Annotated in this window: 20 protein-coding genes; 14 read left to right on the forward strand and 6 right to left on the reverse strand. The window is 72.7% G+C overall.

Going from position 1 to position 22,285, the window contains the following annotated elements; all coding sequences use genetic code 11:
• Window positions 1-119: 119 nt before the first annotated feature.
• The 7 genes from ACRRSS_RS21490 (at window position 120) to ACRRSS_RS21520 (ending at window position 7,919) form a co-directional block, all read left to right on the forward strand.
• The gene (locus ACRRSS_RS21490) at window positions 120-887 is read left to right on the forward strand and encodes a GntR family transcriptional regulator (RefSeq protein ID WP_435972747.1); all 768 of its coding nucleotides are present in this window, start codon (window positions 120-122) and stop codon (window positions 885-887) included.
• A gap of 40 nt (window positions 888-927) precedes the next feature.
• The gene (locus ACRRSS_RS21495; RefSeq protein WP_030313017.1) at window positions 928-1,155 is read left to right on the forward strand and encodes a 4Fe-4S dicluster domain-containing protein; all 228 of its coding nucleotides are present in this window, start codon (window positions 928-930) and stop codon (window positions 1,153-1,155) included.
• A 44-nt stretch (window positions 1,156-1,199) separates the two neighbouring features.
• The gene (locus ACRRSS_RS21500) at window positions 1,200-2,558 is read left to right on the forward strand and encodes an ABC transporter substrate-binding protein (RefSeq protein WP_435972748.1); all 1,359 of its coding nucleotides are present in this window, start codon (window positions 1,200-1,202) and stop codon (window positions 2,556-2,558) included.
• The gene (locus tag ACRRSS_RS21505) at window positions 2,555-3,412 is read left to right on the forward strand and encodes an ABC transporter permease (protein ID WP_435972749.1); all 858 of its coding nucleotides are present in this window, start codon (window positions 2,555-2,557) and stop codon (window positions 3,410-3,412) included. Before ACRRSS_RS21500 ends, ACRRSS_RS21505 begins: the two co-directional genes overlap by 4 nt.
• Window positions 3,409-4,185, forward strand: coding sequence for an ABC transporter ATP-binding protein (locus ACRRSS_RS21510; RefSeq protein WP_435972750.1), 777 nt, complete (start codon window positions 3,409-3,411; stop codon window positions 4,183-4,185). The genes ACRRSS_RS21505 and ACRRSS_RS21510 overlap by 4 nt, the downstream gene beginning before the upstream one ends.
• A gap of 61 nt (window positions 4,186-4,246) precedes the next feature.
• Entirely contained in the window at window positions 4,247-6,979 is a 2,733-nt protein-coding gene (locus ACRRSS_RS21515; protein ID WP_435972751.1) for a fumarate reductase/succinate dehydrogenase flavoprotein subunit, read from the forward strand.
• A 103-nt stretch (window positions 6,980-7,082) separates the two neighbouring features.
• The gene (locus tag ACRRSS_RS21520) at window positions 7,083-7,919 is read left to right on the forward strand and encodes a VOC family protein (protein WP_435972752.1); all 837 of its coding nucleotides are present in this window, start codon (window positions 7,083-7,085) and stop codon (window positions 7,917-7,919) included.
• A gap of 184 nt (window positions 7,920-8,103) precedes the next feature.
• On the opposite strand, the gene ACRRSS_RS21525 is transcribed toward ACRRSS_RS21520, so the two are convergent.
• On the reverse strand, window positions 8,104-9,570 hold the full coding sequence (locus ACRRSS_RS21525; RefSeq protein WP_435972753.1) for an MFS transporter: 1,467 nt from the start codon (window positions 9,568-9,570) through the stop codon (window positions 8,104-8,106).
• Between the two features lie 118 nt (window positions 9,571-9,688).
• Between ACRRSS_RS21525 and ACRRSS_RS21530 the strand changes: the two genes are divergently transcribed.
• On the forward strand, window positions 9,689-10,156 hold the full coding sequence (locus ACRRSS_RS21530) for a MarR family winged helix-turn-helix transcriptional regulator (protein ID WP_435972754.1): 468 nt from the start codon (window positions 9,689-9,691) through the stop codon (window positions 10,154-10,156).
• 103 nt (window positions 10,157-10,259) lie between these two features.
• Here ACRRSS_RS21530 and ACRRSS_RS21535 read toward each other — a convergent pair whose 3' ends face one another.
• Window positions 10,260-11,207: a quinone oxidoreductase family protein gene (locus tag ACRRSS_RS21535; RefSeq protein WP_435972755.1), complete on the reverse strand. Its 948-nt coding sequence runs from the start codon at window positions 11,205-11,207 to the stop codon at window positions 10,260-10,262.
• A gap of 104 nt (window positions 11,208-11,311) precedes the next feature.
• Here ACRRSS_RS21535 and ACRRSS_RS21540 point away from each other — a divergent pair, with 104 nt between their 5' ends.
• Window positions 11,312-11,773 carry a MarR family winged helix-turn-helix transcriptional regulator gene (locus tag ACRRSS_RS21540; protein ID WP_435972756.1) on the forward strand — a complete coding sequence of 154 codons (462 nt, stop codon included), beginning with the start codon at window positions 11,312-11,314 and terminating at the stop codon, window positions 11,771-11,773.
• 186 nt (window positions 11,774-11,959) lie between these two features.
• Window positions 11,960-12,289 (forward strand): helix-turn-helix domain-containing protein, encoded by a 330-nt coding sequence (locus ACRRSS_RS21545; protein ID WP_435972757.1) that lies wholly within the window; start codon window positions 11,960-11,962, stop codon window positions 12,287-12,289.
• Window positions 12,290-12,301: 12 nt separating this feature from the next.
• Here the strand turns inward: ACRRSS_RS21545 and ACRRSS_RS21550 are convergent, their stop codons facing one another.
• Entirely contained in the window at window positions 12,302-12,439 is a 138-nt protein-coding gene (locus tag ACRRSS_RS21550; RefSeq protein ID WP_435972758.1) for a hypothetical protein, read from the reverse strand.
• 269 nt (window positions 12,440-12,708) lie between these two features.
• Here ACRRSS_RS21550 and ACRRSS_RS21555 point away from each other — a divergent pair, with 269 nt between their 5' ends.
• The gene (locus ACRRSS_RS21555) at window positions 12,709-15,711 is read left to right on the forward strand and encodes a carbohydrate binding domain-containing protein (protein WP_435972759.1); all 3,003 of its coding nucleotides are present in this window, start codon (window positions 12,709-12,711) and stop codon (window positions 15,709-15,711) included.
• A gap of 50 nt (window positions 15,712-15,761) precedes the next feature.
• Here the strand turns inward: ACRRSS_RS21555 and ACRRSS_RS21560 are convergent, their stop codons facing one another.
• A complete protein-coding gene (locus ACRRSS_RS21560) occupies window positions 15,762-15,935 on the reverse strand; it encodes a hypothetical protein (protein WP_435972760.1) in 174 nt (57 codons plus the stop codon).
• Between the two features lie 191 nt (window positions 15,936-16,126).
• Between ACRRSS_RS21560 and ACRRSS_RS21565 the strand changes: the two genes are divergently transcribed.
• The 3 genes from ACRRSS_RS21565 (at window position 16,127) to ACRRSS_RS21575 (ending at window position 20,704) form a co-directional block, all read left to right on the forward strand.
• On the forward strand, window positions 16,127-17,905 hold the full coding sequence (locus ACRRSS_RS21565) for a S8 family peptidase (protein ID WP_435975390.1): 1,779 nt from the start codon (window positions 16,127-16,129) through the stop codon (window positions 17,903-17,905).
• 204 nt (window positions 17,906-18,109) lie between these two features.
• Entirely contained in the window at window positions 18,110-19,012 is a 903-nt protein-coding gene (locus ACRRSS_RS21570) for an AurF N-oxygenase family protein (protein WP_435972761.1), read from the forward strand.
• A gap of 33 nt (window positions 19,013-19,045) precedes the next feature.
• Window positions 19,046-20,704, forward strand: coding sequence for an FAD-dependent oxidoreductase (locus tag ACRRSS_RS21575; protein ID WP_435972762.1), 1,659 nt, complete (start codon window positions 19,046-19,048; stop codon window positions 20,702-20,704).
• A gap of 63 nt (window positions 20,705-20,767) precedes the next feature.
• On the opposite strand, the gene ACRRSS_RS21580 is transcribed toward ACRRSS_RS21575, so the two are convergent.
• On the reverse strand, window positions 20,768-21,346 hold the full coding sequence (locus ACRRSS_RS21580; protein ID WP_435972763.1) for a Type-2Aa cytolytic delta-endotoxin: 579 nt from the start codon (window positions 21,344-21,346) through the stop codon (window positions 20,768-20,770).
• A 96-nt stretch (window positions 21,347-21,442) separates the two neighbouring features.
• Window positions 21,443-22,270, reverse strand: coding sequence for a LysR family substrate-binding domain-containing protein (locus tag ACRRSS_RS21585; protein ID WP_435972764.1), 828 nt, complete (start codon window positions 22,268-22,270; stop codon window positions 21,443-21,445).
• Window positions 22,271-22,285: the final 15 nt, after the last annotated feature.

Consider the following 22,285-nt stretch of genomic DNA (forward strand, 5'->3'; position numbering starts at 1 on the left):
GTGGCGGATCTCCCCGGACGCCCTGCGTCACCGCAGGTCAGGGCGGTGCGTACGGGCTGTCAGGTGGCGCAATACTGCCGCAACACCATCGGGGCCGTCCCACGGCTACGTTCCTTGCCATGCCCGCCGAACCCGCCTCCGCCGCCCTCCCGGTCGCCGCCGCCCGCCGTCGCCGGCTGCGCGCGGACCGGGCGCGGCAGCTCGCCGACCTGCTGCGCCACCAGATCCTGGCGGGTGGCTTCCCGGGCGGGATCCTTCCTCTGGAGGACGTGATCGCGGCCGACTTCCGGGCGAGCCGGAACACCGTCCGGCAGGCCCTGGACCTGCTGCGCGGCGAGCAGATCGTCGAACGGCAGCCGGGGGTCGGCACGGTGGTGGTGTGCGAGAAGTTTCCGCACGGTCTGGACCGGCTCCAGGGGCTCGCCGAGACACTGCGCGAGCACGGGCGGGTCACCAACGAGGTGCGCACCGTCGGCCCGGTCCCGGCCCCCGCCCCCGTGGCCCACCGGCTCGGACTTCCGGACCACTCCGACGTGCTGTGCGTCGAGCGGCTGCGGCGCCTCAACGGGCTGCCGCTCTCGCTCGACCTGTCGTACCTCCCGATGGACATCGGGGGTGAACTCCTCGGCTGCGACCTGGAGAACACCGATGTGTTCCGGCTCCTGGAGCAGCTGACCGGCGGTCCGCTGGGGCACGCCGAGATCACCCTGGAGGCGGTCAACGCCGACGCGCACTCCGCCGCCGTGCTGCAGGCCCCGCGCGGGGCCGCCGTCCTCATGCTGGAGCGGCTGACCTGTCTGCCCGACGGACGGCCGGTGGACCTGGAGTTCATCCGGTTCCGCGGCGACCGCATCACCATGGGCGGCGTTCTCCGCCGCTCGCTCTGACCCCTTCCCCCGTACCGTTCACCCCTTCCTGGAGACAGCCATGCCTCTGGTCCCCCAGCGTGCCGACGTGCCCGTGACCATCGACGAGTCGAAGTGCATCGACGGGTGCACGCTCTGCGTCGACATGTGTCCGCTGGACTCGCTCGCGATCCGCGAGGAGGACGGCAAGGCGTACATGCACGTGGACGAGTGCTGGTACTGCGGCCCGTGCGCCGCCCGCTGCCCCACCGGCGCGGTGACCGTCAACATGCCCTATCTGCTCCGGTGAAAGGCCGAACTCCCGTGTCCCGAGGAGGACTTCCCCTGCTCCGCGTGACGGCCCGCCCGGTCGTCCGCTCCGCCGCCCTCCCGCTCGCACTCCCGCTGGCCCTCCTCCTGCCGCTCGCCACCGCCTGCGGCGCGGACGCCGGGGACGGGGCCGACGCGAAGTCGGTCACGGTGACCGTCGGCTACCAGTCGAAGACCATCAACACCGTCACCGCGGGCACCCTGCTGCGCTCCCTCGGCTACTTCGAGGAGGAGCTGGCGGCCCAGGGGCGGAAGGACGGTGTCGCCTACCGGGTGGTCTGGCAGGACTACGCGACCGGGGCCCCGATCACCGCGCAGATGACGGCGGGGAAGATCGACATCGGTTCGATGGGCGACTTCCCCCTGCTGATCAACGCGGCGCGCGGCAAGGAGCTCAAGGAGCCGACGCGGCTGGTCGCGGTCACCGGCTACAACCTGCGCGGCGGCCTCAACACCGTCGTCACCGCGCCCGGTTCACCGCTGCGTTCGCTCGCGGACCTGAAGGGCCGCAAGGTGTCGACCAGTGTCGGTTCGGCCGCCGACGGCACCCTCGTACGGGCGCTGCGGCGTGCCGGGGTCGACCCGGCGAAGGACGTCCGCAAGCTCAACCAGCAGCCGAGCGTGGGGGCTTCGGCCCTGGCGGCGGGCAGTGTGGACGCGCTCTCCCAGTTCGTCGCCTGGCCCGGTCTGCTCGCCTTCCAGGGCAAGGCCACACCCCTGTACGACGGGGCGGAGCTGAACCTGCCGACCTTCCACGGCGTCACCGTCCGGGAGCGGTTCGCCGAGCGGCGGCCCGCCGTCCTCGACGCCTTCCTGCGGGCCCAGCACCGGGCCACGGACCACCTGCGGACCCAGCCGGTCGCCGCCGCCGAGTCGGTGGCGAAGGAGACCGGGCTGCCCGCCGAGGTCGTCCACCTCTACAACGGCGCCCAGGGCATCGCCACCTTCGACCCGGCGCTCCGCCCGGAGCTGGTGGCCGCACTCAAGGAGGACCTGCCGGTCCTGAAGGAGGCCGGTCTGGTGAAGGACGTCGACGTGGACGCGTTCGTCGACGCGGCGCCGCTGCGCCGGGCGGTGCCAGGCCTCAAGTATCCGAAGGCGGGCGTCCCGAAGGCGGAGCTGTGGCTGAGGGGGCAGGACACCACCCGTTCCTTCGACAGCCCCGGCGCCCTGCTCAAGGCGGTCAAGGGGGCCCCGGTGCGGGCCGCGTACGTGCCGGACGCCGTGACGGGGACGCAGTGGTTCGCGGACCGGGCGGTGTGGGTCGCGGACGGCGGGCAGTGGCGGGCCTTCGTGACCCGGTCGGGAGCCGAGCGGTACGCCGCCGGGCACCCCGGCTCCCGGATCGTGGCGTACGCGGACGCCGTGAGGCTCGCGTCATGAGCGTCGGCCGCCGTCTGGTCCGGGTGGCCTCCCCGCTTGTGGCGCTCGGCCTGTGGCAGCTGCTGACCGCGTACGACGTCAACGTGTGGCTCCGGTTCGAGCAGTTCCCCACGGTCGGCGAGGTCGCCTCCGCCCTCGCCGACCGGGTCGGCACCGAGGCCTACTGGCAGGACCTCGGCCACAGCCTGCGCCGGATCGCCGTCGGCTTCCTCCTCGCGGCCGTGCTCGGAGTGGCGGCCGGGACGGCGATCGCCCGGTCCCGGTGGGCCGCCGACCTCCTGGGCCCGCTGGTGGAGGTGGTGCGTCCGATCCCCGCCATCGCCCTGGTCCCGGTCGCGATCCTGCTGCTGCCCACCAACGAACAGGGCATCGTCTTCATCACCTGCGCCGCCGCCCTCTTCCCCGTCCTCGTGTCGACCCGGCACGCGGTGCGGGCCCTCGACCCGGTGTGGGAGGAGGCCGTGCTCACCCTGGGCGGCGGCCGGGCGCGGGTGCTGTTCTCGGTGGTCCTGCCGGGGGCCCTGCCGGGGATCTTCGGCGGTCTGTCGGTCGGCATCGGCGTCTCGTGGATCTGTGTGATCTCGGCGGAGATGATCTCCGGCGAGTACGGGGTGGGCTACCGCACCTGGCAGGACTACACGGTCGTCGACTACCCGGGCGTCTTCGTCGGCATGGCCACCATCGGCGCCCTGGGCTGGCTCACCTCCACCGCGGTGGAGACGCTCGGCCGCCGCGTCACCGCGTGGCTGCCGCGTCCGGCCGCCCGGGGCCCGGTGGGTCCCGCCCGGGGGGCGGGCGGGCCCGCTCCCGCCGTCACCGCCGTCCGCCCGCCCCAGAAGGAGCCGGTTCCATGAGCACCGTGAGCCCGTCCGCCCTGTCCACGGATCCGGCGGCCGCGCCGGCCCCCGGCGGCGCCGAACTCGCCCTGCACGGGGTCCGCCTCGGCCACCCCGAGGGGGTCGCCGTGCCCGGCCTCGTGGACCTGCGGATCGCACCCGGCGAACTGCTGACCGTGGTGGGCCCCTCGGGCTGCGGCAAGACCACCCTGCTGCGCACCCTCGCCGGACTCCTGCCGCCGTTGGAAGGGCGGGTCACCCAGGACGGGGAGCCGATCCTGCGGCCCGGCGCCGACCGGGCCCTGGTCTTCCAGCACGACGCCCTGCTGCCCTGGCGGTCGGTCCGCGCCAATGTGGAACTGCCGCTCGCGATCCGCCGGGTGCCCCGGGCGGAGCGGCGCCGCTCGGCCGGGGAGTGGCTGGAGCGGGTGGGGCTCGGCGAGCACGCCCGCAAGCTGCCGCACCAGCTGTCCGGCGGGCAGCGGCAGCGCGTCCAGCTGGCCCGCGCGCTCGCGGGGCGGCCGCGCGCGGTCCTGATGGACGAGCCGTTCGGCGCGCTGGACGCGCACACCCGCGCGGGCATGCAGGACCTCCTGGTGGAGATCCTCCGGGGCACCGGCGCGACGGTCGTCTTCGTCACGCACGACGTGGACGAGGCGCTGCACCTCGGCGACCGCGTCGTGCTGTTCGCGTCCGGGGAGGTCCTGGACGTGCCCCGGCCGCGCTCGCGCGACGCCCACCGGGCGCCGGACACGACCGCGCTGCGCCGCCGCGTCCTCGACTCCCTCTGAGGGCCCCCTGACGGGCGGCCGGCGCGCGCCCGAACCCCCGAAGCCCCGAAAGGCATCCCTTGTGGACACCGACACCCTTCTGACCGTTCCCGATCCCGCCGACGCGACCGTGCTCTCCTGCGACGTGCTCGTCATCGGCGGCGGCACCGCCGGCACCATGGCCGCGCTGACCGCCGCCGAGCGCGGGGCGAACGTCCTGCTCCTGGAGAAGGCGCACGTACGGCACTCCGGCGCCCTCGCCATGGGCATGGACGGCGTCAACAACGCGGTCGTGCCCGGCCGCGCCGAACCGGACGCCTACGTCGCCGAGATCACCCGCGCCAACGACGGCCTCGTGGACCAGTCGACGGTCCGGCAGACGGCGACCCGCGGCTTCGGCATGGTCCAGCGCCTGGAGTCGTACGGGGTGAAGTTCGAGAAGGACGAGCACGGGGAGTACGCGGTCCGGCAGGTGCACCGGTCCGGCTCGTACGTGCTGCCCATGCCCGAGGGCAAGGACGTCAAGAAGGTCCTCTACCGGCAGCTGCGGCGGCGCGAGATGCGCGAGCGGATCCGGATCGAGAACCGGGTCATGCCGGTCCGGGTCCTCACGCACCCGGAGGACGGGCGCGCGGTCGGCGCGGCCGGGTTCCACACCCGTACCGGCGCGTTCGTCGTGGTCCGGGCGGGGGCCGTGATCCTGGCGACCGGTCCCTGCGGGCGCCTCGGGCTGCCCGCCTCCGGCTATCTGTACGGGACGTACGAGAACCCGACGAACGCGGGCGACGGCTACGCCATGGCCTACCACGCGGGCGCGGCCCTCACCGGGATCGAGTGCTTCCAGATCAACCCCCTGATCAAGGACTACAACGGCCCGGCCTGCGCCTATGTCGCCAACCCCTTCGGCGGCTACCAGGTGAACCGGCACGGCAAGCGGTTCGTGGAGTCGGACTACTGGTCGGGGCAGATGATGGCCGAGTTCGCGGCCGAACTGGCTTCGGACCGGGCCCCCGTCTACCTCAAGCTGAGCCATCTGCCCGAGGAGACCATCGGCGCGGTCGAGTCGATCCTGCACACGACGGAGCGGCCCACGCGCGGCACCTTCCACGAGGGCCGGGGACACGACTACCGGACCCATGACATCGAGATGCACATCTCCGAGATCGGGCTGTGCGGCGGGCATTCGGCCTCGGGGGTACGGGTGGACTCCCACGCCCGGACCACCGTGCCCCGGCTGTACGCGGCCGGCGACCTGGCCTCCGTACCGCACAACTACATGATCGGGGCGTTCGTCTTCGGTGATCTGGCGGGCGAGGACGCGGCCCGGTACCGGGCGTACGAAGGGGAGTTGGACCAGGAGCAGATCGCCGCCGCGCACGAACTCGTCTACCGGCCGCTGCGCCACCCGGAGGGGCCGCCGCAGCCGCAGGTCGAGTACAAGCTGCGGCGGTTCGTCAACGACTACGTGGCGCCGCCGAAGACGGGCGCGAAGCTCTCCCTGGCCGTCGAGGCGTTCACCCGGATGTCGGAGGAGATCGCGGGCATGGGGGCGCGCACGGCGCACGAGCTGATGCGGTGCGCGGAGGTGTCGTTCATCAGGGACTGCGCCGAGATGGCGGCGCGGGCCTCGCTCGCCCGGACGGAGTCGCGCTGGGGTCTCTACCACGAGCGGCTCGACCATCCGGAGCGGGACGACACGGACTGGCTGCACCACCTGGACCTGCGCAAGTCCCCTTCCGGGGCGATGGTGTTCACGGCCCGGCCGGTGGAGCCGTACCTGGTTCCGGTGCCGGAGTTCGCACCACCGGGCGGTCCCGAGCGGCACCTCGGCGAGGTGGAGCTCGTGCCGGTCGCCACGGCCGGCCCCCGGGAGGCGGCCCCGGCCGCGCGTACGGGCGCGGAGCCTCCGGGTCCCGTCGTGTCCGCGCCGGTCGCGGCGCCCCACCCCCGGCTGCTCCGGCTGCTGTCGCTCGTCGAGGACTCCCCCGATCTCGACGCGCTCGGCCCCTATCTGGACGACGCCGATCCCTCGGTACGGGCCGCCGCCGTCACCGCGCTCGGCGAGACCGCGCCCACCGGTACGGGTCCGGCGCTCGCCGCGCGGCTGCGGGACGGCTCCCCCGTGGTCCGGGCCGCCGCCTCGGCGGCCCTGCGGGAGCTGGTCGAGGTGCTGCCCGCCGGACCGGAGCTCGGGGAGGGGCTGCGCGAGGCCCTCGCGGTTCCCGACGTGGTGGTGCGCGCCGCCGCCCTGGAGGTCCTGCGGGCGCTACGGCTCGGGGACGCCCCCCTGTACGCGGGAACGCTCGGCGACGACGCCGTGGAGGTGCGCGTCCAGGCCGTCCGGGCGCTGGTCTCGGTGGACGCCGTCGGTGAGCTGGCGGGGGCGGCCGCGGACCCGGCCCGTGAGGTCCGGGTGGCGGTGGCGCGAGGCCTCGCCGCCGTACGGAACCCGGCGCCGGAGCCGCTGGGACCGCTGCTGGACGACGCCGATCCGCTGGTCAGGGGGGCGGCGCTCGGCGCGCTCGCCGGCACCGGCTGCCCGCCCGGGTACGCGGCGCGGGCGGTGACGGCGCTCGGCGATGCCGCCTGGCAGGTCCGCTCGGGCGCCGCGACCGCCCTGCGGGCCGCCCCCGCGGACGTGTCCGTCGCGGCGCTCGCCGGGGCGCTGGACGACGCGAACGCGGACGTACGCAAGGCCGCCGTCCTCTCGCTCCTGGCCCACCGCGCCGACCCCCTGGCCCGTGCGGCGCTGGCGGGGGCGGTCGACGACCCGGACGCCGACGTACGGGCCTACGCCGCCCGCGCGGCGCGCTGAGCGCACCCGGGCGGGTGGTGATCGGCGGCAGTCGGGTGAGTGCGCGCATGCGGTGCGACGGAGCGGGGAAGGGGCGCACGACGCACGCAGCGAGCAGGACGACATGGAGGTGGTGCCGGTGTCGGGGCCGACGACCGGAGAGGTGGTGGGAGCACCGTGCTGGCTGAGTCTGACCGCACGCGATCTCGACGCGGCGGAGCGCTTCTACGGAGCCGTGCTGGGCTGGACGTTCCGGCGGGGCGGTGACGAGCGCGAGTACGCGGTGGCCCGGCTGGGCGACCAGCCCGTGGCCGGGATCGCGGCGGTCGCCGCCGAGCTGTCCGTGCAGGTGGCCTGGACGGCGTTCTTCGCGGTCGACGACGCCGATCTGGCGGTGGCGCGGATCCGGGAGCGCGGCGGCACGGTCGGCGTCGGGCCGGTCGCCTACCCGCCCCAGGGACGCGCGGCGCTCGCCACCGACCGGGAGGGCGCGGCGTTCGGCGTGTGGGAGGGGCGGCCGGAGACCCGTCTGCACATCGGCGAGCACTCGGCGCCGGCCTGGCTGGAGCTGCACACGCGGGACGCCTTCGAGGCGGCCGTGTTCTACGGGGAGGTGTTCCGCTGGGCGGACGGGAGCCCCGGGAGCTTCGAGGTGTCGTACGAGCAGGACAAGGTGGTGCTCCGTCGCGACGGCGAGGCGGTCGCCCGGCTGAACAGCGGTCCGGTCGAGGCCGCTTCGCCGCGGCCGCAGCTGCGTCCGCGGTGGCTGGTGCGGTTCCGGGTGCCCGACCCGGAGGCGGCCGCGGCGGCGGTCGAGGCCCACGGCGGTTCGATCGTGCCCGGTGGGGACTGGGGCGGCGTACGCGGCCCGGAGGAGACCGAGGGGCGCCGCGTGGTGGTCGTGCGGGACCCGGAGGGGGCGCTCTTCGCCCTGGAGGCGGCCGGGGAACGCAAGGGCTGAGGCCCGACGGGCGCGGGGGCGGAGGCACTCACGGCCGAGCGGTGCGGGCCGAGGGCTTCCCAGGGCCTCACGCCGAGCGGTTCGGGCGCCGGGGGCTTCCCCTGGCCTCACGGCCGAGCGGTGCGGGCCGGGGGCTTCCCCGGGCCCGCCACCGCTCGCCGGTCGGTGCGCGGTGGCGGGCCGGTCAGGCGGCCGCCCCGGAGGCGGCCCGCGGCGCGGTCTCCGGCCCGGCGCCGTCCGGGTCGCCGGTGGCCGCGGCGACGGCCCGGCCGGGGATGAGCGCGGCGACGACCGCCGCCGCCAGGCCGACCCCGCAGCCGATGAGCATGGCGACGCGGAAGCCCTCCTCGGAGGGGAGCCCGTGGCCGCCCAGGGTCGTGGTCATCTGGGCGAGGACCACGCCGATCACGGCGGCCGAGACGGAGGTGCCGATGGACCGCATCAGGGTGTTGAAGCTGTTGGCCGACGCCGTCTCCTCCTGCGGGACCGCGCCCATGATGAGGGCCGGCATGGCCCCGTAGGCGAGGCCGACGCCCGTGTTGCAGATGAGGGTCACGACGAGCAGGCCGACGGTCGAACCCATGAGGGCGAGCGAGGAGCCGTATCCGACGGCGATGACGAGCGCGCCGACGGAGAGGGTGACCTTGGGCCCGCGGGCCGCCGAGAGCTTGGCGCCGAGCGGCGCCAGGACCATCATCATCAGGCCCGCCGGGGCCATCCACAGGCCCATGGCCATCATCGACTGGCCGAGTCCGTAGCCGGTGGCCTCGGGCAGCTGGAACAGCTGGGGGACGACCAGGGACTGCGCGTACATGGCGAATCCGACCAGGACGGACGCCAGGTTGGTCATCAGGACGACGGGGCGGGCGGTGACCCGCAGGTCGACGAGGGGGTCGCGGGTACGCAGCTCCCACCGGCCCCAGGCGAGCAGGACGACGGTCGCGACGGCGAAGAGGCCGAGGGTGGTGCCGCTGCCCCAGCCCCAGGTGGCGCCCTTGGACACGGCGAGCAGCAGGGCGACGAGTCCGACGCCGAGGCCGAGCGCGCCCGGCACGTCGAAGCGGCCGGGGGCGGCGGCGCGGCGGCCCGCGGGGGCGACGCGCCAGATGAGGACGCCGACGACGGCGCTGAGTCCGGCGGCGACCCAGAAGAGGACGCGCCAGCTGGCGTTCTCGGCGACGGCGGCGGAGAAGGGCAGGCCGAGGGCGCCGCCGACGCCCATGGAGGCGCTCATGAGGGCGATGGAGCCGCCCAGCTTCTCGGCCGGGAGGATGTCGCGGAGCAGGCTGATGCCGAGCGGGACGACGCCCATGCCGAGGCCCTGGAGACCGCGTCCGACGATCATCGGGACGACGGAGGAGGCGAGGGCGCAGACGACCGAGCCGACGATCAGCGGGATCACGGAGACGAGCAGGACCCGCCGCTTGCCGAGGGTGTCGCCGAGCCGGCCGGCCACGGGGGTGGCGACGGCGCCCGCGAGCAGGGTGGCGGTGATCACCCAGGAGGCGTTGGAGGCGGTGGTGTCGAGCAGCTTCGGGAGGTCGCCGATGAGCGGCACCACCAGGGTCTGCATGAGTGCGGCCACGATGCCCGCGAGCGCGAGGACGCCGACGACGCGTCCGGGTGGGGCGTCGGGCTTGGAGCCGTCCACGTGTTCTCCCTCGGTCTCTCCCGGCGGCCTGCCGAGATATATGCATCATGCACAGCGATGGCGCCCTACACAAATTATGTATGCTGCACATCGCACGCTCGCGAGAGACAATGGCCTTATGGACAAGCCCGTGGACAAACCCATTCACCTGGTCGAGTTCGAGACCATGCTGCTCGGCCGGCACGCCCACCTGTACGCACCCCGCCCCCGGGCGGGCGGCGGCAACCTCGACCGCAGCGCGTACGTCCTCCTGAGCCGCATCCGGATGCACGGGCCCATGTCCATCGGCCAGCTCACCGAGGCCTTCGGGCTCGACGCCTCCACCCTCAACCGGCAGACCGCGGCGATGCTGCGGGCCGGGGTCGTGGAGCGCATCCCCGACCCCGAGGGCGGGATCGCCCGCAAGTTCCGCATCACCGAGGAGGGCGAGCGGCGCCTGGACGCGGACCGGAACTCCAACATCGAGGGTCTCGACCGGGTCATGGAGCACTGGTCGCCCGAGGACGTGGCCCGCTTCGCGGCCTTCCTCGAACGCTTCAACCGGGACATCGAGCGCCTGGAGGGACGGCCCTGGCCGCGCCCCTGACGACCCCCTCAACGACCCCCCGAGGGGACGTCAGGAACCCCTCGGGCCGCGAGCCCGGCGATCCACCGTCGCGAGGAGCGGCCCTGGTCGCTGCCCAGCGCTGTCAGGCGACGCGGAGGATGCTCTTGCCGTGGGTTGCGCCCTCGGCGAGGCGCTGCACGGCCGTGGCCAGGTCCCCGAGGACGTACTCGGTGGTGATGTCCATGCGGACCTTGCCGTCGGCGACGAGGTCGAGTGCGCGGCGGGCACTGTCGGCGAGCCGCTCGGGGTGGGTCTGGCTGAGCAGGTTGCTGTTGTAGGTCAGGAGTGACTTGCCGTGCGTGAGGAGGTCGTTGGCATCGGCGAGGACGGGTTCGTACGTGGCGAGGTTGCCGTATGCCACCAGCCGGCCGTGTACGGCGAGCTGCTCGAGGCCGGCGGTGCGGGTCGAGCCGCCGACCGGGTCGAGGATGACGTCGGGCTTCTCGTCGCCGAGGTTGGCCGGGAACTCCTCGCGGAGCAGGAGCTGGTCGTACCCGAACCGCGCGGCGTAGTCGGCCCTGGCGGCAGTGCCGACCACACCGACGATCCTGCCCGCTCCGGCCAGTCGGGCGAACTGGGCGGCGAGCGTGCCGACTGAGCCGGCGGCGGCGTGGATCAGCACGCTTTCGCCGGGCCGCACGTGCGCGGCGGTGTTGATCAGGTCGTAGGCGGTCGGTGCGCCCCACCCGAGACCTGCGGCCGTCCGCAACGGCATATCGCCGATGTCCCACGTAAGCGCGGCGGATGCCAGGACCACCTCGGCGTAGGCGCCTGAGGTGGTCAGTGCGGTGACTGCCTCACCTACACGGCGTGCGTCGATGCCCGCGCCGACCGCGACGATGTGCCCGGATGCCTCGAACCCCGGGACGAAGGGACGCGGTACGGCGAAGTGGCCGTCCCTGACCATGGTGTCGCCCCACTGGATCCCGGCGTAGGCCACACGGATTGCCACCTGGCCGGGGCCGGGGGTGGGCTCATCGAGTTCGGCTACCCGGTAGTGGTCATCGGTGTCGAGAACGATAGCCTTCACGGTTACAGCCCCCTGTGTTGACTCAGTATCCTTACAGTTGAGAAACGTAGACATATAAGGTTCCTGAGTCAACCCATGAACCTGTCAGTGGAGGGGAGTACGCGGTGGAAGCTCAGATCGAGAACGACCTCTGCACCCGGATCAGGCGGTCGGAGCAGGCGTTGATGGCGCACCACGAGGCGGTACTGCGTACCTACGGGCTGACCATGACGCAGTACACCGTGCTGTTGATCCTCTCGCGCGAAGGCGGCATGTCCGGCGCCCAACTGGCCCGCTCCTGCGGGGTGACGCAGCAGAGCATGAGCAGCGTGCTGACCAATATGGAGACCAAGGAGCTCATCCGCCGCGAGACGTCCCCGGTGCACGCCAAGGTGCAGATCGCCACCCTCACCGATGAGGGCCAGGCGCTGCTGGACCACGCCTACCAGGAGGTGATCGTCCTTGAGCGCGCGCTCATCGACGCGTTCACGCCCTCCGAACACGCCTCACTCTGCGAGCTTCTGGAACGCGCCACCACCGTCCTGATCCAGCAGACGCGCCACGCGACAGCCCCGCCCACCAGCTGAGCCCGCGGCCGCCACACACGCGGGAGCCTCATCATTGCGTACCCCCTCTGGAAGTTCGGTCACCCCGCCCGCGATGCCTGCCTGTTCTGCCGTGCCCGTGGTGCTGACCGCCGCCGAGCGCCACCGCCTGAAGAAGACGGCTTACGGCAACAAGACCCCCATCAGGCCCGACGGGGGGCAACCATCGTGCTGCTGGCGGCCCGGGGGCGCTCCACCGCCCGGATAGCCGCGCAGACGCGGATGCACGTGGACACGGTGCGCACCTGGCGGGGCCGGTTCGCCGCCGGCGGCCTACCCGGCCTGTCCGACCGCAGGCGCTCGGACAGGCCGCCCTCGTTCACCCCACCGCAGGTCGCCCAGGCCAAGGCGCCGGCCTGCCGGCTACCCGCCGAGACCGGCGTACCGCTGGCGCGCTGGTCGTGCCCGGAGTTGGCTGCCGCTGCCATCCGACCCTGGCCCCGGGCCGGGCCCGGGCGATGCGCGTCAATCACGCGTACGGCCGCGGCGGCGCGCTAGCTACCTGGCCGCCTACGACGTCCACCGCGCGAAGATCTTCGGCCGCTGCGAGCCGAAGGCCTGCATCGTGCCCTTCATGGCCCTGGTCGCCCCGGTCATGGCCACCGAGCCCTGCGCCAGCGCCAAACGCGTCTTCTGGATCGTGGACACCGGCTCCGAGCATTCGAAGACCGCTACAACGCCACGGCACAGCCGCTCCAATGGAAGTTCACCACCTCCGACCTGGACGACCTGCCGGCCCGGCTCGACCGAGAACCCCACCCTCCGCCGGAACCCTTTACGCGGGGGACGGGCGGCGGTAACTTCCGGCCGACGCAAGATGTTTCCGCAACTTTCCGACTGTGTTTCCAACGGGCCGCCTCCCGTCCCCAGGGGAGAGGTCTGCCCTGGGACGCGTCGCCCCCCGCCTGGAGATTCAGATGACACGCACCCGCAGACGGTTGTCGGCGCGCCCGACAGCCGCCCTGGCGGTCGCCGCAGGCCTTCTCGGCCTGGTGGCCGCGCCGTCCGGCGAGACCTCCCCGCGTACCGAGCCCGTCGCGGCCACCGCCGAGAACACGGCGACGGTCTTCTACTGGACGAAGACCAGGAACTGGGCTCGGTACAACCTCCATTACGCGCCGGACGGCGGTGCCTGGACCGCCGTCCCCGGCGTGGCCATGGAGGCGGCCTGCACGGACTGGGTGAAGCGGACCGTCCCGCTCGGCACGGCCACCGGGCTCCAGGCCACCTTCACCGACGGCAGCGGCACCTGGGACAACAACGGCGGCGGGAACTACGCCCTGGGCACCGGCTCCGTCACCGTCAAGGACGGGGTCGTGGCCCACTCCGACCCCTGCGCCGGAACCACACCCGACCCGACTCCGACTCCGACCCCGGCCCCGGGCGCCAGGGCCACCGTCTACTACTCGACCGAGACCCTGGGCTGGTCCACCGTCAACCTCCACCACCAGCCCGCGGGGGGCGCCTGGACGACCGTCCCCGGCGTCGGCATGCAGGCCGCCTGCGCCGGCTGGTGGAAGCGCGAGGTCGACCTGGGGACGGCCGCTTCCCTCAAGGCCGCCTTCAACAACGGCAACGGCACCTGGGACAACAACCGGGGCTCCGACTACACCCTCGGCACGGGCGTGAGCACCGTACGGAACAACGTGGTGACGGCGAACGCGGCCGACCCGTGCGCCGCCGAGGTACCCGACACCAAGGCCCCGACGCCCCCCGCCCGGGTCACCGCCGCCGCCGACGGCGTCTCGGTGCTGCTCACCTGGGATCCCGCGACGGACGACAGGGGCGTGACGAAGTACCAGGTCAACCGGGTCGGCGGCAGCGGTGGCACGGTCGTCACCGACGTCACCTCCACCGTGTTCTCCGACACCGGCCTCGCCGAACGGACCGCGTACACCTACACGGTGAAGGCCGTGGACGCCGCCGGGAACGTCTCCCCCGCGTCGGCCGCCACCACCGCCACCACCGGGGAGAAGACGGCCGACCCCGGCAACGGGAAGCCGCTCGGCACCGACCCGCGCAAGGACCCGATCTACTTCGTCCTCACCGCGCGCTTCAACGACGGCGACACCTCGAACAACCGGGGCGGCGGCCAGCACGTCACGTCGGGCAACGCCGCCAACGACGACCCCATGTTCCGGGGTGACTTCAAGGGCCTCATCCAGAAGCTGGACTACGTCAAGGGCCTCGGCTTCTCCGCGATCTGGGTCACCCCGGTGGTCCTCAACCGGTCCGACTACGACTACCACGGCTACCACGGCTGGGACTTCTACCAGGTCGATCCCCGACTGGAGTCGGCCGGCGCCTCCTACCAGGACCTGATCGACGCGGCCCACGCCAAGGGCATGAAGATCTACCAGGACGTCGTCTACAACCACTCCTCCCGCTGGGGAGCCAAGGGCCTGTTCACGCCCACCGTGTACGGCGTGCGGGACAGCCAGTGGAGCTGGTACTACGACGAGAAGCAGCCCGGTTTCGAGTACGACGGGCTGACGATCGACACGAAGTCCGGGAAGTCGTACTACAACGGCGACCTGTGGTCGACGGCGGAGCCGGCCGGCAACACCTGTCTCGACTGGGGAAAGCCCACCGGCGGCAAGAGCGCCGAGGGGTACACCGTCTACAACTGCCAGTGGCCGAGCCCGACGTCCGGGATGTTCCCGAAGGCGCTCTTCCACCAGTGCTGGATCGGCAACTGGGAAGGCGAGGACTCCCGTTCGTGCTGGCTGCACGAGGACCTGGCCGACTTCAACACCGAGAACCCGGCCGTGCAGAACTATCTCATCGGCGCGTACGACAAGTACATCGACATGGGGGTCGACGGGTTCCGCGTCGACACGGCCGTGCACATCCCGCGCACCACCTGGAACCGCCGCTTCCTGCCCGCGATCCAGGAACGGGTGACGCGGCGCCACGGCGCCGAAGCCGCGAAGAACTTCTTCGTCTTCGGCGAGGTCGCGGCCTTCGTGAACGACAAGTGGAACCGCGGCTCGGTGAACCACTCGGCGCAGTTCTACACCTGGAAGGAGCGCAAGGAGTACGCCGCCGACGACGCCGCGGCCGCCCTGCAGATGTACGACCACGAACAGCAGCTGGGCACGGGCGCCCAGCCCACCTCCACCAACGCCTTCCTGAACGGGAACAGCTACCACGCCCCCGACCACAGCCGGTTCTCCGGCATGAACGTCATCGACATGCGCATGCACATGAACTTCGGTGACGCCTCCAACGCCTTCCACAACGGCAAGGACTCCGACGACAGCTACAACGACGCCACGTACAACGTCGTCTACGTCGACAGCCACGACTACGGTCCCAACAAGTCGAGCGAGCGGTACGCGGGCGGCACCGACGCCTGGGCGGAGAACATGTCCCTGATGTGGACCTTCCGCGGCATCCCGACCCTGTACTACGGCTCCGAGATCGAGTTCCAGAAGGGGAGGAAGATCGACTGCGGGCCGTCCTGCCCGCTCGCGACGACCGGCCGCGCGTACTTCGGCGACCATGTCGCCGGCTCCGTCACGGCCTCCGACTTCTCCCAGGTCTCCTCGGCCTCCGGAGCGGTCGCCACCACGCTCCAGCAGCCCCTGGTGAAGCACGTGCAGCGGCTCAACCAGATCCGCCGGGCGGTCCCGGCGCTCCAGACGGGCCAGTACTCCACCGAGGGCGTCTCGGGCGACATGGCGTTCAAGCGCCGGTACACCAGCGGCGCGACGGACAGCTTCGCCCTCGTCACGGTCTCGGGCGGGGCCACCTACACGGGCATCCCGAACGGCACGTACACCGACGCCGTCACCGGGGACGTGCGGAGCGTCACCGGCGGCACCCTCACGGTCGCCGCACCCGGCAAGGGCAACCTGCGGGTCTACGTCCTGAACGGCCCCGGCAGGATCGGCGCCCCGGGCCCGTACCTGAAGTGAGCGCCGGGCCTGGGGGCGGGCGCCGGCCGCTCCCGCCCCCACGGCTCCGGCTACCGCAGGGGTGTGCGGTGCAGGGTGACGAGCAGGCGCCAGATCTGGTGGGCGATCCGGTCGGAGCCGCCCTCCACGAGGCCGCGCAGCCAGTCGGCGAGCGTTCCGGCGAAGGCCGCGGCCACGGCCGAGGCGATCAGTTCCGGCTCGGTGCACCGGGGAAATCGGGCCATTCCGACGCTGTCCGGTCAACAGTGCGTAACGCGAACAGGCTTCTCGGACAGAACGCTTCCTTCCGCCTCGCGAGTCTGCGATCTTGCGTCCACCCCACACATCACAGGGCCCGGCGGGCGCCACCCGCGCCACCGGGTCATCGGAGGACGCATTGTTTTCCCTCATATCCAGCCGGTTGAGAACGTCGGCCATAGCCGTCGCCGCCCTCGGTACGACCGTGGCGCTCGCCGCCCCCGCCGGATTCGCCCAGGCAGCACCGTCGGACACCGCGCCCGTCGCGGCCCGTTCGGCGGGGGCGACGACCACCACGACGGCCACCCCGGCCCCGGCCGCCTGGGCCGCGGGCACGCGCGCGTACCTGGTGATCACGGCGCCCGGCGGCACCTCGGCGGTCAGCGGCGCCGTGGCGGGCAACGGCGGTTCCGTCTTCGCCACCTACGACGCGATCGGCGTGATCGTGGCGCACTCGACGTCCGCGTCGTTCGCCTCGTCGATGCGCACGGTCGGCGGCGTCCAGCAGGTCGGGGCGACCCGTACCTCCGACGTCCCCGCCGACGCCTACAACCCGGCGCTCCCGGCCAACCCCTCGCAGTCGACGACCACGCTCACGGAGTCGAACCGCTGGGACATGACGCAGATCAAGGCCGAGCAGGCCTGGGCGGTCACCACCGGTTCGCCGACGGTGAAGGTCGGCGTCCTGGACACCGGCGTGGACGACCAGCACCAGGACATCGCGCCCAACTTCAACGCCGCCGACTCGGCCTCCTGCGCCTACGGCAAGGTGGACACGCGGGCGGGTTCCTGGCGTGACGTCGGCACCCACGGCACGCACGTCGCGGGCACGATCGCGGCCGCCAAGAACGGCAAGGGCGTCATCGGCGTCGCGCCGGGCGTGAGGATATCCTCCGTCCGCATCGCGGAGCCGACCAGCAGCCTGTTCTTCGCGGAGAACACGATCTGCGGCTTCGTATGGGCCGGTGACCACGGCTTCAAGGTCACCAACAACAGCTACTACACGGACCCGTGGCAGTTCAACTGCCCGGACAACGTGGACCAGGCCGCCATCATCGAGGGTGTCCGCCGGGCGCAGGCGTACGCCGAGGGCAAGGGTTCGCTCCAGGTCGCCGCCGCCGGCAACTCCAACTACGACCTGGCGAACAAGACGACGGACTCCGAGAGCCCCAACGACTCGACGCCGGTCACCCGCACGATCACCAACGCGTGCATCGACATCCCGACCGAGCTGCCCGGCGTCGTGACCGTCGCCGCGCAGGGCAACGGCGGCGCCAAGGCCTCGTACTCGAACTTCGGCAACGGCGTCATCGACATCGCGGCCCCCGGCGGCGACGGCGCCTCCGGTGTCTACTCGACGCTCCCGGGCGGCAAGTACGGCAACATGAACGGCACGTCGATGGCCTCCCCGCACGTGGCGGGCGTCGCGGCCCTGATCGCGAGCGTGAACCCGGCGTTCACCCCGGCGCAGATCCGGGACCAGCTGGGCGTCCAGGCCACGGACCGCGCGTGCCCCTCGGACACCCGCTGCAAGGGCACCACGACCAGGAACGGCTTCTTCGGTGAGGGCGCGGTCGACGCCCTGAAGGCCGTCGGGGGCACCACCCCGCCGCCCGGCAAGTACTTCGAGAACCTCGCCGACGTCACGATCGTGGACAACGGCACGGTCGAGAGCCCGATCACGGTCAGCGGCGTGACGGGCAACGCGCCGGCCACGCTGAAGGTGGGCGTGGACGTCAAGCACACCTACATCGGCGACCTGAAGGTCGATCTGGTGGCGCCGGACGGCACCGTCTACACGGTCCACAACCGGACCGGCAGCGGTACGGACAACATCGTCCAGACCTTCACGGTCAACGCCTCCTCCGAGGTCGCGAACGGGGTCTGGAAGCTTCGCGTGAACGACAACGCGAGCCAGGACACGGGCAGGATCGACGCCTGGAACCTGACCTTCTGACGCCCAAGCACCTTCTTCACGCGTCCCGTTGACGGGGCCGGAGCCGACCGGGCTCCGGCCCCGTTCCGCGTTCGCCGGGAGAAAAAGTCCGTACCGGGGGGTAGGCCTGCCGCGAGCCTTGCTATACGTTCCGTCTAACAAGCTTGCTAGACGCGACGTCTAACAAGCGTCCCGAGCCGATCGCGCGATCCAAGGAGCCGCACCATGGCCAGCAGCACCGTTCGCCCGGACAACGAGGATCAGGATGTCGCCGAGCGACTGCTCCGGTCGGCCGCGAAGCTGTCGTACGACCCCGCCGTCGACGTCGACTGGGACACCCCGCTCGACAAGGACTTCCACGGGCAGAGCCCCGAGTGGAACTCCCTCTACGGCACGGCGTACTGGAACGAGATGACCGAGGAGCAGCGCAAGGAGCTGACCCGCCAGGAGACCGCCTCGGTGGCCAGCACCGGCATCTGGTTCGAGATGATCCTCCAGCAGATGGTGCTCCGCGACATCTACCGCATGGACCACACCGACCCCCGGTTCCAGTGGGCCCTCACCGAGATCGCCGACGAATGCCGGCACTCGATCATGTTCGCCCGCGGCTCCCAGAAGCTCGGCGCGCCCTCCTACCGGCCCAGGCGGGCCGTGCTCGAACTCGGGCGCTTCATGAAGACCGTCGGCTTCGGCGAGGCCGCGTACGCCGGCATCCTCGTCGCCGAGGAGGTCCTCGACGTCATGCAGCGCGACTGGATGCGCGACGAGCGGGTCGTCCCCTTCGTCCGCACCATCAGCAACATCCATGTCGTCGAGGAATCCCGGCACATGAAGTTCGCCCGGGACGAGACGCGCCGCCACCTCGCCCGTGCGGGCAGGACCCGCCGCCACTTCCAGGCCCTCGTCGTCGCCATCGCCGCGTACTACATCATCACCAGCCTGGTGAACCCCGAGGTGTACGTGCGCGCCGGACTCGACCCCGAGCGGGCCCGTCGCGAGGCGGCCGCCAACGAGCACTACAAGGCGCAGCTGCGCGCCAGTTGCTCCGGACTGATGGAGTTCCTGGCCGACGTCGGGATGCTGACCCGGCCCGCGCTCTTCTTCTACCAGCGCGCCCACCTCGTCTGACCCCTCCGAGCCGAGCAGAGCCGAGCCGACGACATGACCTACGCGATCACCCAGACGTGCTGCAACGACGCGACCTGCGTCGCCGTCTGTCCCGTCAACTGCATCCATCCGACGCCCGGGGAGCCGGACTTCGGCACCACGGACATGCTGTACGTCGACCCCGAGGCCTGCATCGACTGCGGCGCCTGCGCCGACGCCTGCCCCGTCGACGCGATCTTCCCGGTGGACCGGCTCACCGGACGGCTGCGGGAGTACGAGGCGATCAACGCGGAGTACTACGCGGACCGGCCCCCCGCGCCGGCGCTCGCCTCGCCCAACTTCCACAGCTGGGGCGCCCCCACCTTCCCCCGCTCGCTGCCCTCCGACTTCGCCCCGCTGCGGATCGCGGTCGTCGGCACCGGACCCGCCGGCATGTACGCCGCCGAGGACCTGCTCCTGCACACCAACGCCGAGGTCACCCTGGTCGACCGGCTGCCGGTGGCGGGCGGGCTCGTGCGGTACGGCGTGGCGCCCGACCACCCGGCCACCAAGGGGGCCGGGGAGACCTTCTCCCGCTTCCACTCCCACCCCCGGGTCCGGATGCGGCTGGGCGTGGAGGTCGGCAAGGAGGTCACCGTCGAGGAGCTGGCCGCCCACCACGACGCGGTGATCTACGCGGTGGGCGCGCCCTCCGACCGGCGCCTCGGCATCCCCGGCGAGGAGCTGCCCGGCAGCGTCTCGGCGACCTCCGTCGTCTCCTGGTACAACGCGCACCCCGAGACCGGCGCGGACGCGGTCCGGCTCTCCGCCGAGCGGGTCGTCGTGGTCGGCAACGGCAACGTCGCCCTCGACGTCGCCCGGGTCCTCGTCACGGATCCCGACGCCCTCGCCGGTACGGACATCGCCGACCACGCCCTCGCGGCGCTGCGGGGCACCCGGGTCCGCGAGGTGGTGCTGCTCGGCCGCCGGGGGCCCGAGCACGCGGCGTACACGGCGTCCGAGCTGCTCGCTCTGAAGCACCTGCCGGGCGTGGACCTGGTCGTCGACGACGGGGACCCGCGCACCGGCGCGGCCGTCGACGCGGCGGCGGCCGGGGAGAAGGCCGCGCTCCTCGGGGGCGTGGCCCGGGAGGCGGTGGACTGGTCGCGCGCTCCCGCGCCGGACCGGCGCCGGATCGTGCTGCGCTTCCACTCCGCCCCGGTCGAGGCGCTCGGCACCGACTCCGTACGGGCGGTCCGGGTGACCGGGGCGGGCTCCGCGGACGGTACGGAGATCGCGGCGGGGCTCCTCGTCCGGGCGATCGGATACCGGGGGGTGCCGCTGGCGGGGCTGCCCTTCGACGAGGCGACCGGCACGGTGCCGCACGAGGCGGGCCGGATCGCGGGCCTGCCCGGCTGCTATGTCGTCGGCTGGATCAAGCGCGGGCCGTCCGGGGGCATCGGGGCCAACCGCGCCTGCGCGGAGGAGACCGTCGGGACGCTGCTCGCGGACGCGGTCGCGGGTACGCTCCCGGCACCGACGGGCACGGCGCGGGAGTTCCGCCGGCTGGCACAGCGCCGCAGCCGGCACCTCGTCGACGCGCGGGGGCTCGCGGCCATCGACCGGACCGAGCGGGCCAGGGGCCGGGACGCGGGGCGTCCCCGGGTCAAGCTGGCCACGGTGCCGGAGCTGGTCGCGGCGGCCCGGGGCGGGCGTCGGCGCCCGAAGGACTGAGGGAGGCGGAGGGGGGGGTCCGGCCCGGGACGGCGGGCCGGTGGAACAGTTCGACGGGGTACGTCAGGCCACGAGACCCAGGGCCTGGCGGACCACGATCGCGTTGAGCCGCACCGCGAACGGCACGACGTCGGTCAGTTCGAGGGCGACGGCCTCCGCCTTCGGCAGCTCGACCGTCACGTCGACGCAGAAGGCCAGGGCGTACATGTACTCTCCGGTCTCCTCATCCTGGAGGGCGAAGAACAGGTCCCGGTAGAAACGGGTCCGCTCCCCGGTCTCCTCGTAGAAGGAGAGACCGGGCAGCCCCTCCTGCGCGGCGAGCCCCGTGAAGGCCCGGACGAGCTCCCGCTCGACGGTGGACCAGAACCCGGCCTCCGCGCACTCGGGCGGAAGCGCCTGCCGGACGGCCTCCTTGAGGGAGAGCACCATCACCAGGACGGGGGCGTACTCCTGGAGCCCCCAGCCCCGCACCATCTTCACCACGGTGCTGTCCGGAACGGCCGCCGCGGCCTCCCGTATCGCCTCGAAGTCGAAGTTGACGGTCGCCGGCGCGATCGCCCGCTGGAAGACCCGGTCGATGGACCGGGCCTGGTCGAGATGGTCCGCGCCGACCTCGACGACGGTCCTGAAACTGGCGGCCAAAGCTCCTCCTGTGTGATCTCGATGATCAGGAGGGGTCAGTATGACGAGCGGCCCCCCGCCGGAGCGGGCGGCGTCCGCCGTACGGACGGGGCCGGCTCAGGACCGCTTGCGGGGCTTCCCGCCGGTGCGGCCCCGGCCGGAGCCTCCGGCGCCGCCGGGCTTCCGGGCCGTGGGCCGGCCGGTACGCGCGCCCGCACCCGGCTTCCCGGACCTGGCGGGCTTGCCGGCGCCCTTCTGCTCCTTCGGCTGCTTCTGGCCCTTCTGGGCCTCGGCGCGGCGGCCGCGGGTGCTGTTCACCGTGCGGCCGCGCACGATGCCGATGAACTCCTCCACCAGGTCGGGCGCCTCGTCGGCGGCCGGCCACGACAGGGCCACCCGCGACTGCGCGCCCTCCGTCAGCGTCCGGTAGGTGAGGTCCTTGCGGTGGTGCAGCCGGGCGAGGGACTGGGGCACGGCCAGCAGACCGACACCCGCCGCGACCAGCTCGATCGCGTCGGCGGTCGTCGCGGGGCGTTCGTTCGCCGGGCGGCCCGGCGGGCGCTCCCAGCCGAGGGTGTCGTCGAGCGGGTGCAGGACGAGCTCCTCCGCGAGGTCCTCGGCCGACACCTCCTCGGCCGCCGCGAGCGGGTGGTCCTTGGGGAGGACGACGACCGTCGTCTCCGTGTAGAGCGGGATGGCGCTCAGATCGTCCCCGTCGACCGGGAGCCGGACCAGACCGGCGTCGGCCGCGCCCTCCCGGAGGGCGCCGAAGGCCTCGGCGGGCGTCAGGGAGAGAAGGGTGAGGGGCACGTCGGGCAGCCGCTCGTTCCAGACCCGCACCCACTTCGAGGGGGTCACTCCGGGGACGTACGCCAGCCGGAAGGAGGAGGAGTCCGAGGCGGCGACCACGGGGGAGTCTGAGGGGGAAGCGTCCGAGCCTGTCACCCGGCCAGGTTACCG

It is taken from the genome of Streptomyces sp. Qhu_M48, assembly GCF_051305195.1.
Lineage (GTDB): Bacteria > Actinomycetota > Actinomycetes > Streptomycetales > Streptomycetaceae > Streptomyces.

Coding starts and splice junctions, on each gene's coding strand:
- ACRRSS_RS21510 (WP_435972750.1), top strand. CDS start 3,409: ATGAGCACCGTGAGCCCGTCCGCCCTGTCCACGGATCCGGCGGCCGCG.
- ACRRSS_RS21575 (WP_435972762.1), top strand. CDS start 19,046: ATGACCTACGCGATCACCCAGACGTGCTGCAACGACGCGACCTGCGTC.
- ACRRSS_RS21505 (WP_435972749.1), top strand. CDS start 2,555: ATGAGCGTCGGCCGCCGTCTGGTCCGGGTGGCCTCCCCGCTTGTGGCG.
- ACRRSS_RS21490 (WP_435972747.1), top strand. CDS start 120: ATGCCCGCCGAACCCGCCTCCGCCGCCCTCCCGGTCGCCGCCGCCCGC.
- ACRRSS_RS21530 (WP_435972754.1), top strand. CDS start 9,689: ATGGACAAGCCCGTGGACAAACCCATTCACCTGGTCGAGTTCGAGACC.
- ACRRSS_RS21555 (WP_435972759.1), top strand. CDS start 12,709: ATGACACGCACCCGCAGACGGTTGTCGGCGCGCCCGACAGCCGCCCTG.
- ACRRSS_RS21570 (WP_435972761.1), top strand. CDS start 18,110: ATGGCCAGCAGCACCGTTCGCCCGGACAACGAGGATCAGGATGTCGCC.
- ACRRSS_RS21495 (WP_030313017.1), top strand. CDS start 928: ATGCCTCTGGTCCCCCAGCGTGCCGACGTGCCCGTGACCATCGACGAG.
- ACRRSS_RS21560 (WP_435972760.1), bottom strand. CDS start 15,935: ATGGCCCGATTTCCCCGGTGCACCGAGCCGGAACTGATCGCCTCGGCC.
- ACRRSS_RS21520 (WP_435972752.1), top strand. CDS start 7,083: ATGGAGGTGGTGCCGGTGTCGGGGCCGACGACCGGAGAGGTGGTGGGA.